Annotated in this window: 9 protein-coding genes; 1 reads left to right on the top strand and 8 read right to left on the bottom strand. The window is 51.2% G+C overall.

The genetic code is table 11. The annotated features are described in order from the left end of the window. Window positions 1–7 precede the first annotated feature (7 nt). The 3 genes from mazG to rlmD form a co-directional block, all read right to left on the bottom strand. Window positions 8–799 carry a nucleoside triphosphate pyrophosphohydrolase gene (gene mazG / locus LG381_RS09190; protein WP_225762315.1) on the bottom strand — a complete coding sequence of 264 codons (792 nt, stop codon included), beginning with the start codon at window positions 797–799 and terminating at the stop codon, window positions 8–10. A gap of 95 nt (window positions 800–894) precedes the next feature. Next, complete coding sequence (gene relA, locus LG381_RS09185; protein WP_225762314.1) at window positions 895–3,129, bottom strand: GTP diphosphokinase; 2,235 nt, start codon at window positions 3,127–3,129, stop codon at window positions 895–897. Window positions 3,130–3,176: 47 nt separating this feature from the next. After that, entirely contained in the window at window positions 3,177–4,478 is a 1,302-nt protein-coding gene (rlmD, locus tag LG381_RS09180; protein ID WP_225762313.1) for a 23S rRNA (uracil(1939)-C(5))-methyltransferase RlmD, read from the bottom strand. Between the two features lie 56 nt (window positions 4,479–4,534). Here rlmD and barA point away from each other — a divergent pair, with 56 nt between their 5' ends. After that, window positions 4,535–7,291, top strand: coding sequence for a two-component sensor histidine kinase BarA (gene barA / locus LG381_RS09175; protein WP_225762312.1), 2,757 nt, complete (start codon window positions 4,535–4,537; stop codon window positions 7,289–7,291). Between the two features lie 234 nt (window positions 7,292–7,525). Here the strand turns inward: barA and gudD are convergent, their stop codons facing one another. The 5 genes from gudD to LG381_RS09150 all read right to left on the bottom strand — a co-directional run bounded on the left by gudD (window position 7,526) and on the right by LG381_RS09150 (window position 12,312). After that, a complete protein-coding gene (gudD, locus tag LG381_RS09170) occupies window positions 7,526–8,866 on the bottom strand; it encodes a glucarate dehydratase (RefSeq protein WP_222680440.1) in 1,341 nt (446 codons plus the stop codon). Between the two features lie 95 nt (window positions 8,867–8,961). Continuing rightward, window positions 8,962–10,314: a galactarate/glucarate/glycerate transporter GudP gene (gene gudP / locus LG381_RS09165; RefSeq protein ID WP_000097076.1), complete on the bottom strand. Its 1,353-nt coding sequence runs from the start codon at window positions 10,312–10,314 to the stop codon at window positions 8,962–8,964. Window positions 10,315–10,733: 419 nt separating this feature from the next. Beyond that, window positions 10,734–11,183: a flavodoxin gene (locus LG381_RS09160; protein ID WP_000807742.1), complete on the bottom strand. Its 450-nt coding sequence runs from the start codon at window positions 11,181–11,183 to the stop codon at window positions 10,734–10,736. 17 nt (window positions 11,184–11,200) lie between these two features. Beyond that, on the bottom strand, window positions 11,201–11,983 hold the full coding sequence (gene truC / locus LG381_RS09155) for a tRNA pseudouridine(65) synthase TruC (RefSeq protein WP_000890001.1): 783 nt from the start codon (window positions 11,981–11,983) through the stop codon (window positions 11,201–11,203). Beyond that, window positions 11,983–12,312, bottom strand: a complete 330-nt coding sequence (locus LG381_RS09150) for a YqcC family protein (RefSeq protein WP_225762311.1) — start codon at window positions 12,310–12,312, stop codon at window positions 11,983–11,985. The genes truC and LG381_RS09150 overlap by 1 nt, the downstream gene beginning before the upstream one ends. Window positions 12,313–12,838: the final 526 nt, after the last annotated feature.

Below are 12,838 nucleotides of genomic sequence, written 5' to 3'. Positions count from 1 at the left end.
AATTCCCTTAGAGATCAATTTCCTGCCGTTTTACCTGTTGCCAGACTTCTTCCATTGTTTCGAGGTCAACACCTGTCATTTCCAGTCCACGCGCGGCAACAATACGCTCCACTTCGCGAAAACGACGCTCGAATTTTTCGTTTGCTTTTTGCAATGCAATTTCCGCTTTTGTCCCTAAATGGCGAGCCAGGTTGACCGTAGCAAACAGCAGGTCACCCATTTCTTCCTCCAGTTTAGCCTGGTCGACAACAGCCTGCCGCGCCTCGTACATCACCTCGTCGATCTCTTCGTAGACTTTATCGACCACGGGGCCAAGTGTTGTCCAGTCGAAGCCAACGTTGGCGCAGCGTTTCTGGATTTTTTGCGCACGCATTAAGGCCGGTAAACTACGAGGAATATCGTCCAGCGCCGAATGCAGCGCTTTCTGTGCGCGTTCTTCAGTTTTTATTTGCTCCCAACGGGCAAGCACTTCACTGCTGTTTTCGGCAGAACTGTCGGCAAAAACATGTGGATGGCGACGCTCTAATTTATCGCTAATCGCAGCGCAAATATCATTAAAGTCAAAGCGCCCTTCTTCCTGGGCCATTTGCGCGTAAAACACCACCTGGAACAGCAGATCGCCGAGTTCACCGCGCAGATCGTCAAAATCTTCGCGGGCAATGGCATCCAGCACTTCGTAGGTTTCTTCAAGGGTATAAGGTGCAATAGAGGCGAATGTCTGCTCTTTATCCCACGGGCAGCCGTTATCCGGGTCGCGAAGACGCTGCATAATAGTGAGCAAACGGTCGATTTGATTCATTGGAATGTCCTGAAAATTGCGGGTCTGTCAGGTGTAATACCTTCGAGTAAAAGATATCGCTGGATACGGCTGACGCCATATCCAGCTATGTAAGATTAATTCCCGTGCAACCGACGCGCGTCGATAACGTCCGGCACCTGATTGAGCTTACCCAGCACGCGCCCCAGCACCTGCAGGTTATAAATCTCAATGGTCATGTCGATGGTCGCCAGTTGCTGTTTGGTGTCGCTACGGCTGGCAACGCCAAGCACGTTCACTTTCTCATTGGCGAGAATGGTCGTGATATCACGTAACAACCCACTACGATCATTAGCCACCACGCGGACCACCAGCGAATATCCGGCGGAGTAGCTCTCGCCCCATACCGCATCAACAATACGTTCTGGCGCATGAGAGCGCAGTTCCGCCAGTTGTTCGCAATCGGCGCGGTGTACTGAAATACCACGTCCCTGGGTAATAAAGCCGACAATCTCATCCCCAGGAATCGGCTGGCAGCAGCGCGCGATGTGGTGCATCAGGTTGCCGACACCTTCTACCACCACGCGACCGTTATCTTTACTGCGGTTTTGCGGCGTATAGCTTTTTTGCTGAAGCTGCTTCAGCGCGGCGGCGTCCTGCTCTTCGGCACTCGGCTTATTAAATTGCGATTGCAGGAAGTTCACCATCTGATTGAGACGGATATCCCCGCCGCCAATCGCCGCCAGCAACTCATCAACATCATTGAAGTTGTAACGCGGCAGCAGGTGTTTTTCTGCTTCTTTTAGGCTGATCCCCAGATGTTCCAGCTCGTCGTCAAGGATTTGCCGCCCAGCCAGAATGTTTTTGTCACGATCCTGTTTACGGAACCAGGCGTGAATTTTCGAACGCCCACGGCTGGTTGTGACGTAACCGAGGTTTGGGTTTAACCAGTCACGGCTGGGGTTCGGCTGTTTCTGGGTGATAATTTCGATCTGGTCGCCCATCTGCAACTGGTAGGTGAACGGCACGATGCGCCCGCCAATTTTTGCCCCGATGCAGCGGTGTCCGACATCACTGTGGATGTGGTAAGCGAAGTCCAGCGGCGTTGATCCCGCAGGTAAATCAACCACATCACCTTTCGGCGTAAAGACGTACACCCGGTCGTCAAAGACCTGGCTGCGTACTTCGTCGAGCATTTCGCCGGAATCGGCCATCTCTTCCTGCCACGCAATCAGTTTACGCAGCCAGGCAATCCGGTCTTCATGTCCCGAACGTGCGCCGCCAGCAGCCGCGCCTTCTTTGTATTTCCAGTGCGCAGCAACGCCCAGTTCTGCATCTTCATGCATCTGTTTGGTGCGGATTTGGATCTCAACGGTTTTACCGCCCGGCCCCAGCACCACGGTGTGAATAGACTGATAACCGTTCGGTTTCGGGTTCGCGACGTAATCGTCGAACTCATCCGGCAGATGGCGATAGTGAGTGTGCACTATCCCCAACGCGGCGTAGCAGTCCTGTAAACGCTCGGCGACAATACGTACTGCACGCACATCAAACAGCTCATCAAAGGCGAGATTCTTTTTCTGCATTTTGCGCCAGATGCTGTAGATGTGTTTCGGACGACCATACACTTCAGCTTTAACGCCTTCAGCTTTCATCTCAGCGCGCAGATGACCGACAAACTCTTCGATGTAGTGTTCGCGGTCGAGGCGGCGTTCATGCAGCAGTTTTGCAATGCGTTTGTATTCGGTCGGGTGGAGATAACGGAAGCAGTAATCTTCCAGCTCCCATTTCAGTTGCCCGATCCCGAGACGGTTCGCCAGCGGCGCGTAGATATTGGTGCACTCTTTTGCCGCCAGTACGCGTTCATCTTCCGGCGCGTCTTTTACTTCGCGCAGATGAGCAATACGCTCTGCCAGTTTGATGACCACGCAGCGAAAATCATCGACCATCGCCAATAACATCCGGCGAACGTTATCGACCTGTTCAGAGGAAACAGAATCGGTGTGCGTCGCTTTCAGCTGGCGGATCGCCGCCATATCACGCACACCGTGAATGAGATTCACGACCGACTTACCGACGCTCTCACGCAGCACATCTTCGCTGACTACGTTGGCATCCGCCAGAGGGAACAGCAGCGCCGCCCGCAGCGTGTCAATGTCCATACTTAATGTCGAGAGGATCTCCACCATCTCAACACCACGCCACAATAGCAGACTGGCATCCGGATGCCCCTGCGTCTGCTGCAGACAATACGCCCAGGTTTCGGCTAAGCACTCACACGACTTCTGGCTGGTAATACCCAGACTTGCGATCCATTTTTGCGGATCAAATTCACCAGCCTTATTGATATGTGCACTTCTTACCGCAACCATCGTCCTCTCCTTTAGGGACCAGACCTGCCGAAATCAGCAAATCGTAACTATTTTACGCGCGAGAAAAGTACCATCGATTCCAGATGTCCCGTGTGTGGGAACATATCCAGCATCGCCAGCCGCGCAATGGTATATCCTGCTTTTAATAACGCTTCGCTATCCCGAGCCAGCGTTGCAGGGTTACAGGATACATAAACTATACGAATGGGTTCCAGTTTTATAATTTGTTGCATAACACCTGCGGCACCTGCTCGCGCTGGGTCCAGCAACACTTTATCGAAGCCGCTTTTCGCCCACGGCTGCTTTGTGACATCTTCTTCAAGATTTTCGTGATAAAACGTCACATTTTGTAAGCCATTAAGGCGCGCATTCTGCTGGCCTTTTTCCACCAGTGCCGGAACACCTTCTACGCCCACCACGTTTGCCGCACGAGTGGCTAACGGCAGCGTAAAATTGCCCATGCCGCAGAACAGATCCAGCACGCGCTCGTCAGGTTGCACATCCAGCCACTCCAGCGCGCGCGCCACCATTTTCTGATTCACGCCCGCGTTGACCTGAATAAAATCACGCGGGCTAAAAGTTAAGCGCAACCCGTTTGAGTCATACCAGGGCATCTCACCAGAGACCGTTTCGAGTATCTCACTATCGGGGGCGAGATACAGATCCAGGCCTTCAGAATGCGAAAAGCGTTCCAGTTTTTCGCGATCAGCCGAACTTAGCGGTGCGGTATGGCGCAAAATCATCAGCGTGCCGCTGGTTGCCTGCACCAGTTCAACATGCCCAAGGTGGCGCATTCCCTGTAAGCTCGTCAGACATGCTCTGACTTTGGGCAGCAATGCTTCAAGTTGGGGCACTAAAACAGGGCATTGTTTAACATCGACAATGTCACTGGAACCCGCTTTGCGAAATCCCATCTGGAGTTGTTGTGTTTTAGGTTGATAGTTCAGACTTAAACGCGCACGACGCCGATAGCCCCAGGGGACGTCGGCGATCACTTCAGAGACGTCGTGTTTCATTAACCGGGCGAGCGCCGCACTTTTGCTTCGCTGCTGTAAATCCACGCTGGCGTGTTGTTGCTGACAGCCACCGCATACGCCAAAATGAGGGCAGCGTGGCGTTTCGCGTTCCGGACTGTCACTTAACCGCCGTACGACTTTAGCACGGGCATACTGTTTTTTATCTTCAGTAACAGTCACTTCCGCGTTTTCCTGCGGCAATAATCCGGGGATAAATAACGTTTTGCCGTTATGTCGCGCCACGCCCTGACCAAAAGAGTCGAGGTCGTTGACTGAAACGGTTATGATCTGACGCGTCGTCGTGCGTCGTTTTGCAGAGTAGAATTGCGCCATTGGCGAGACTTTCTCAATTTAACAGTGTGACCTTAATTGTCCCATAACGGAACTCCATGACCAACTACAGCCTGCGCGCACGCATGATGATTCTGATCCTGGCACCGACCGTCCTTATTGGTTTATTGCTGAGTATCTTTTTCGTCGTACACCGCTATAACGACTTGCAGCGTCAACTGGAAGATGCCGGTGCCAGCATTATTGAGCCACTTGCCGTTTCTACCGAATATGGCATGAGCCTGCAAAATCGCGAATCTATCGGTCAGTTAATAAGCGTACTGCATCGTCGCCATTCCGATATTGTTCGCGCGATTTCGGTTTATGATGAAAATAACCGACTCTTTGTCACCTCCAATTTTCATCTTGATCCTTCATCAATGCAGCTCGGCAGCAACGTGCCGTTTCCTCGCCAGCTCACTGTCACACGTGACGGCGACATTATGATCCTGCGCACACCGATTATTTCTGAGAGTTATTCCCCCGACGAATCGCCCAGTAGTGATGCCAAAAATAGCCAGAATATGCTGGGATATATTGCGCTTGAGCTGGATCTTAAATCGGTTCGCTTGCAGCAATATAAAGAGATCTTTATTTCCAGTGTGATGATGCTGTTTTGTATCGGTATTGCGCTTATTTTTGGCTGGCGCTTAATGCGCGATGTAACCGGTCCAATTCGTAACATGGTGAATACCGTCGACCGCATCCGTCGTGGGCAACTCGACAGCCGGGTGGAAGGATTTATGCTCGGCGAGCTGGATATGCTGAAAAACGGTATCAACTCGATGGCAATGTCGCTGGCAGCTTATCACGAAGAGATGCAGCACAATATCGACCAGGCGACGTCCGATCTGCGGGAAACGCTGGAGCAAATGGAAATTCAGAACGTTGAGTTGGATTTGGCGAAAAAGCGCGCCCAGGAAGCGGCACGTATTAAATCCGAGTTTCTGGCAAATATGTCACATGAGCTGCGTACACCGCTGAATGGTGTTATTGGCTTTACCCGCCTGACGCTGAAAACAGAATTAACGCCAACACAGCGCGATCACCTGAATACCATTGAACGTTCGGCAAATAATTTGCTGGCAATTATTAATGATGTTCTCGACTTCTCGAAACTGGAAGCGGGCAAGCTGATTCTGGAAAGTATTCCGTTCCCATTGCGTAGCACGCTGGATGAAGTCGTTACCCTGCTGGCACATTCTTCTCACGATAAAGGGCTGGAATTAACGCTCAATATTAAAAGCGACGTGCCCGATAACGTTATTGGTGACCCACTGCGTTTACAACAAATCATCACTAACCTGGTGGGGAATGCGATTAAATTCACCGAGAATGGCAACATTGATATTCTGGTAGAAAAACGTGCGCTGAGTAATACCAAAGTGCAGATTGAAGTGCAGATTCGTGATACCGGTATTGGTATTCCTGAACGCGATCAATCGCGCTTATTCCAGGCCTTCCGACAGGCTGATGCCAGTATTTCCCGCCGTCATGGTGGCACCGGGCTGGGGCTGGTGATCACACAGAAACTGGTTAATGAAATGGGCGGCGATATTTCGTTCCATAGCCAGCCGAATCGCGGTTCTACCTTCTGGTTCCACATTAATCTCGATCTGAACCCGAATATTATTATCGAAGGGCCATCTACCCAGTGCCTCGCCGGTAAGCGTCTTGCCTATGTCGAACCGAACTCCGCAGCAGCACAATGTACGCTGGATATTTTAAGTGAAACGCCGCTGGAAGTGGTTTATAGCCCAACGTTCTCCGCGCTGCCTCCCGCACATTACGACATGATGTTGTTAGGGATTGCAGTGACCTTCCGCGAGCCGCTGACGATACAACATGAGCGGTTGGCGCAAGCGGTGTCAATGACCGATTTCCTGATGCTGGCGCTTCCTTGTCATGCACAGGTCAATGCAGAAAAACTCAAGCAAGATGGTATCGGCGCGTGTCTACTGAAACCGTTAACGCCTACGCGCCTGTTGCCAGCACTGACGGAATTTTGTCATCACAAACAAAACACACTTTTGCCTGTTACCGATGAAAGTAAGCTGGCAATGACAGTCATGGCGGTTGATGACAACCCCGCTAACCTGAAAATTATTGGCGCGCTGCTGGAAGATATGGTGCAACATGTGGAGCTTTGCGATAGCGGGCATCAGGCCGTTGAACGAGCAAAACAGATGCCGTTCGATTTGATCTTAATGGATATTCAAATGCCAGACATGGACGGCATTCGGGCATGCGAACTCATCCACCAGCTCCCACATCAGCAGCAAACGCCGGTTATCGCGGTAACGGCACATGCGATGGCAGGGCAAAAAGAGAAACTGCTTGGCGCGGGGATGAGCGATTATCTGGCAAAACCGATTGAAGAAGAGCGATTGCATAATTTGCTGTTGCGCTACAAGCCTGGCAGCGGTATTTCCTCTCGCGTCGTAACACCAGAAGTGAACGAAATTGTGGTGAACCAGAATGCAACCCTCGACTGGCAACTGGCACTACGCCAGGCAGCAGGAAAAACCGATTTAGCGCGCGATATGCTGCAAATGTTGCTCGATTTCCTGCCAGAAGTTCGCAACAAAGTTGAGGAACAACTGGTTGGAGAAAACCCGGAAGGCCTGGTTGATTTGATTCATAAACTGCATGGCAGTTGCGGCTATAGCGGTGTGCCGCGTATGAAGAATCTCAGCCAGCTGATTGAACAACAGCTACGCAGCGGTACTAAAGAAGAAGATTTGGAGCCAGAGCTTCTGGAATTGCTGGACGAGATGGATAATGTGGCGCGAGAAGCCAGCAAAATTCTTGGGTAATAAATATTTTATCGAGTAAAAACCGGCTTCTTATGAAGTCGGTTTTTGATTGAGGGCAAAGTGCCTGTGTTTATGCCGGATGCGGCGTTAACGCCTTATCCGGCCTACAAAACCAATTAAATTCAATGAATTAAAAAATCATGTAGGCCTGATAAGCGCAGCGCATCAGGCAATTTTTGCGTTTGACATCAGTCTCAAACCGGCTCCAGACAGAGCCGGTTTTGGTTTTCTGTCTTAACGCACCATGCACGGACGCTTGTTATCGAACGTCCAGCCAGGAATCAGGTACTGCATTCCCATCGCATCATCACGCGCGCCAAGCCCGTGTTTCTGATACAGCTCATGGGCTTTCATCACTTGATCCATATCGATTTCTACACCCAGCCCCGGTTTTTCTGGCACCTGAACCAGACCGCCTTTGATCTCGAACGGTTCTTTGGTCAGGCGCTGATTACCTTCCTGCCAAATCCAGTGCGTATCAATAGCAGTAATTTTACCCGGTGCAGCAGCGGCAACATGGGTAAACATCGCCAGGGAAATATCGAAGTGGTTGTTAGAGTGTGAACCCCAGGTCAGGCCAAATTCATGGCACATTTGCGCCACACGCACTGAACCTTGCATCGTCCAGAAATGCGGGTCAGCCAGCGGGATATCAACGGATTGTAACGAGAGCGTATGGCCCATTTGCCGCCAGTCGGTGGCTATCATATTGGTTGCAGTCGGCAGGCCAGTTGCGCGACGGAACTCTGCCATCACTTCACGCCCAGAGAAACCTTGCTCCGCACCACACGGATCTTCTGCATAAGCCAGAGAACCTTTCAGGTATTTACCAATTTTAATCGCTTCGTTCAGCGACCAGGCACCGTTAGGATCGAGCGTAATACGCGCCTGCGGGAAGCGTTTCGCCAGCGCCACAATAGACTCGGCTTCTTCTTCTCCGGCCAGTACACCGCCCTTCAGTTTGAAATCATTAAAGCCATATTTTTCATATGCTGCTTCCGCCAGGCGCACCACAGCATCCGGCGTCATCGCTTCTTCGTGACGCAGGCGATACCAGTCGCATGAGTCATCCGGCTGGCTTTGATACGGCAGCGGTGTAGCGTTGCGATTGCCGACAAAGAACAGATAACCGAGCATTTCGACTTCGCTACGCTGTTGACCATCGCCCAGCAACGACGCCACGTTAACCCCCAGATGCTGCCCCAGCAGATCCAGCATTGCCGCTTCAATTCCAGTCACCACATGAATCGTGGTACGCAGGTCAAAAGTCTGCAAACCACGCCCGCCAGCATCACGATCGGCAAACGTGTTACGCACCAGCGTCAGAACGTTTTTGTACTCGCCCAGCGTTTTACCCACCAACAGCGGAATCGCATCTTCCAGCGTTTTACGGATTTTCTCGCCGCCGGGAATTTCCCCTACGCCAGTGTGACCAGAATTATCTTTGATAATCACAATATTACGCGTGAAGAACGGTGCGTGTGCACCACTCAGATTCATCAGCATGCTGTCATGACCCGCCACCGGGATGACCTGCATTTCAGTAACAACAGGCGTCGTAAATTGAGAACTCATGTTTATGTCCTTATTCAGAATCAATGACGGCCGAAAACGGGACGTTTACGGTCAGAAATTCAGGAGCCGGGATGTTTGAAATCGGGGTTATCATCTTATTTTCCCGCGACAGGTTTCAGCTCGATACGCTTGATATCGCCCACCAGCACCAGGTAGCTCAGTACCGCGATTAAGGCATGAACCCCAACATAAATCAGCGCCCCATTAAACGAGCCAGTCGTGCCAACGATATAACCAATTGCGATTGGCGTGACGATGCCAGAAATGTTACCGAACATGTTGAACAGGCCACCGGAAAGACCGCTGATCTCTTTTGGCGCGGTATCTGCCATTACGGCCCAACCCAGCGCCCCGATGCCCTTACCGAAGAAGGCCAGCGCCATAAAGCCGATGATCATCCACTCAACGTTGACGTAGTTACAGAACACCATCACCATCGACAGCAGCATTCCCATCACGATCGGCGTTTTACGCGCAATGTTCAGCGAACCCGTGCGACGCATCAGCCAGTCAGAAATAATCCCACCCAGCACGCCGCCGATAAAACCGCAAACCGCCGGAACAGAAGCCACAAAGCCCGCTTTCAGAATTGACATCCCACGCGCCTGCACCAGATAAACCGGGAACCAGGTGATAAAGAAGTAAGTCATGGCGTTGATACAATACTGACCGATATAAACGCCGATCATCATCCGCGAACCTAGCAACTGTTTGATCTGCCCCCACTTCACGCTGAACGGCACTTTAACTTTGGTGTTTTGCTGATCCATATTGATCAGCGCCCCGCCCGCAGCAATGTAGTCCAGCTCTTTCTGATTTACGCCCGGATGTTGATTTGGCTCGTGGATGACTTTCAACCAGATAAAGCTGATGACAATGCCCAGACCGCCCATAAAGAAGAAAACGTGTGACCAGCCCACTTCATGAGTCAGCCAGCCCATAATCGGCGCGAAGATAACCGTTGCGAAGTATTGTGCGGAGTTAAAAATCGACACCGCCGTTCCCCTTTCCTGCGCAGGAAACCAGGCCGCTACAATGCGACTGTTGCCGGGGAAAGAGGGCGCTTCAGCAAGCCCGACCAGGAAGCGCAGCGTAAACAGGGCAACGATAATGCCGAATCCACTAAAGATATCGACGAAGCCTTGCAGCAAGGTAAACATCGACCAGATAAAGATCGACCAGAAGTAGACGCGTTTTGAACCAAAGCGATCCAACAACCAGCCACCTGGGATCTGCCCTATTACATAAGCCCATGAGAAAGCAGAGAACACATAACCCATTCCCACGGGATCAAGGCCGATATCTTTGGCCATTTCTGAACCGGCGATAGAGAGCGTAGCGCGGTCGCCGTAGTTGAAGGATGTGACGATAAACAACATCACCACTATCCAGTAACGAGCATTCGTGCGTTTTTCAACACTGCTCGCAGCCTGACTTAAAGAACTCATTGTTGCACTCCTGAAAATTCGCGTTAGCCACGCTCACTCTGGACTGCAATACCGCCAGGAAATCAGAGGTGACGTAGGGTGTTTTTTGCCGTTTTTATAGGTCGTTCGCCGAATGCGGCGCGTGTTTATATCTGGCAATAGCAGTATAAAAAGCGCGCCATAGCGGCTCACCGTGCAACAACACAACATTAATGCGTTCAATGAGGCCCGATTTTGGCATTAGCCCTGGACGGTGGAATCAACTTCACGGAAATGAAAACAAGAACAAGAAAGGAAGGGTTATAACGGAGAAATAAAGAAGAGTATGAAATGGATCGCTTGACTCCAGGCAAACGCCAGTAAAAAACCGTCACATTTGCAAGTTTTTACTGGCATTTGCCTGAAAGGATTCGATTCAGTTTGCTTAAAACGGCAATTTGTCAGGACAACAGCGTGCCCCAATGTTCGACCCACGGGTTTGATTCCGTTTCCGGTTCCGGGTTCTCACTGGCGTCAATCAGCAGCATTTCCCCTATCCGCTGCGCACTCTGTTCCTGCAACAAGGCATCGAACTGTTTGCCGCCGTTGCAGAAATTCACATAGCTACTGTCGCCGAGCGCAATTACGCCATAACGAAGATTCGGCTGAAAACCGAGGCTATCTTTGATTCCCTGAAAAAGCGGCACAATGCTGTCAGGCAGGTCGCCTTGCCCGGTCGTGGACGTAACCACCAGAACGAACTTGTCCTGATAGAGCAGCCAGTCGCTTAATTCTGGATCTTCAAACACCGTGGCTTTGTGCCCCTGCGCAGTCAGAATTGCTTCCGCTTCCTCCGCCACTAACAGTGAATTTCCGTACATGGTGCCCACAAAAATACCAATTTCCGCCATACCGTTTTCTCCCTGGATTAGGAACTTATCTCACCATCCTGACCTGATGGCGCACTGAACTCAACCCTTTCATTTTCAGGAAGCAGACCACGCCAGCCAAATTGTGATAACGCCTGCATCCAGGTGTCGTCCAGACCCGCGTGAATAGTCAGCGGTTCGCCGGTGAACGGATGCGTCAATGATAACTGGCTGGCATGTAGCATTAACCGCTGGAGGCCAAAATGTTCAGCCCCACTGCGATTCTGGCGTAAATCGCCATGTTTGCTGTCGCCAATAATTGGATGACGCAAATGGGCGAGATGGCGTCGGAGCTGATGTTTGCGTCCGGTTTTCGGCTCCAGTTCCACCAGGCCGTAGCGCGTGGTCGGATAACGTCCGGTTGCGACTGGCATTTCTACCGTCGCCAGACCGCGATAATGCGTTACCGCTGGCTGTGGCCCTTTATCTTCACGGGCAAATTTATCAGCGATTTTGTCCAGTTCTTCCACCAGTGGATAATCCAGCACCGCTTCTTCCATTAGCCAGCCACGAACTATCGCATGGTAACGTTTCTGGATTTGATGCTGTTCAAACTGTTGTGCCAGCAGCCGTCCAGCTTCGCTGGACAGTCCCATCAGCAATACGCCGGAAGTAGGTCTGTCCAGGCGATGCGCGGTAAACACGTGCTGGCCTATCTGGTCACGCACGGTTTGCATGACCACCACTTTCTCATCGCGATCCAGCCAGCTACGGTGGACCAGCCAGCCGGACGGTTTATTTACCGCAACCAGCCATTCATCCTGGTAGAGTATTTCCAGCATCAGTTTGCGTCATCCGCAAAAAGGGCATCCAGCTTTTCCAGTTCCGCCAGAATAAGCGTGCGTTGCGGGTGATCCGTCGCCAGCGCCATTTCATAGTACGGCGCCACGGCAAATGCCCCCGGTAATGGCTGGTTGTTATCTAATAAATCGTGCATTCGTGGGATAAGCACCCACTGCAACCACTCCAGTGGTTCCATGGTGTCCATAAAGAACGGTTGGGTACTGTTGAATTGATGCGGCTGGGGCTCATCGTTTCGCCAGTGCTGATGTTCACGCAGTAACAATTCAAGCGCCTGCAACTGAAGACGAACACGGTCATGAGTGGTCATAAAGCAACCTCAATAAGAAAAAACTGCCGCGAAGGATAGCAGGAATAAAAAAAGGGAGCACTGTATTCACAGTGCTCCCGGTTCGTTTCGCAGCAATCCAGCTACTTTTGTTGCTCCCTGCTCATCCTTGACAACTTTTCCTCTGGTCTTGCGACCAATTGTTCATCCTGAACTATTGCTTCCTGCTCACACCACCCCGATGTGATACTTCATCCTGAAGTGTCCCTGGCCTTCCTGACCCACCGAATCATCCTGACCGGTTCTCATTCTCCATCCTGGAGGTGTCCTTTAACGCATCCAGCGTTTTCCTCTTCGCTTCATCCAGAAGCCTTTCCCTGAAACACCGTCCTGGCGTGTCCTTCAGAAGTGTCATCATCCTGATGTTCACTTCGTTGTCTGACTCCCTGTCGACGAAGATAGAATCGTCTTTTTCGCTGAGTCTTACAAGGCGCTTACAGACAAAGCCTTAAGGATAATTTCATATGAAAGTTAAGAAATTTCATATAATCTATTGATTATAAATAAA

Source organism: Escherichia sp. Marseille-Q3837, from assembly GCF_916618735.1.
GTDB classification, from domain to species: Bacteria; Pseudomonadota; Gammaproteobacteria; order Enterobacterales; family Enterobacteriaceae; genus Escherichia; species Escherichia ruysiae.
The sequence above is the reverse complement of the archived record's forward strand: the minus strand, read 5'-3'. Positions and strand labels throughout refer to the sequence as shown.

Bases quoted from the DNA above. Each gene is read 5' to 3' on its own strand.
- mazG (WP_225762315.1), bottom strand. From the start codon at position 799: ATGAATCAAATCGACCGTTTGCTCACTATTATGCAGCGTCTTCGCGAC.
- relA (WP_225762314.1), bottom strand. From the start codon at position 3,129: ATGGTTGCGGTAAGAAGTGCACATATCAATAAGGCTGGTGAATTTGAT.
- rlmD (WP_225762313.1), bottom strand. From the start codon at position 4,478: ATGGCGCAATTCTACTCTGCAAAACGACGCACGACGACGCGTCAGATC.
- barA (WP_225762312.1), top strand. From the start codon at position 4,535: ATGACCAACTACAGCCTGCGCGCACGCATGATGATTCTGATCCTGGCA.
- gudD (WP_222680440.1), bottom strand. From the start codon at position 8,866: ATGAGTTCTCAATTTACGACGCCTGTTGTTACTGAAATGCAGGTCATC.
- gudP (WP_000097076.1), bottom strand. From the start codon at position 10,314: ATGAGTTCTTTAAGTCAGGCTGCGAGCAGTGTTGAAAAACGCACGAAT.
- LG381_RS09160 (WP_000807742.1), bottom strand. From the start codon at position 11,183: ATGGCGGAAATTGGTATTTTTGTGGGCACCATGTACGGAAATTCACTG.
- truC (WP_000890001.1), bottom strand. From the start codon at position 11,983: ATGCTGGAAATACTCTACCAGGATGAATGGCTGGTTGCGGTAAATAAA.
- LG381_RS09150 (WP_225762311.1), bottom strand. From the start codon at position 12,312: ATGACCACTCATGACCGTGTTCGTCTTCAGTTGCAGGCGCTTGAATTG.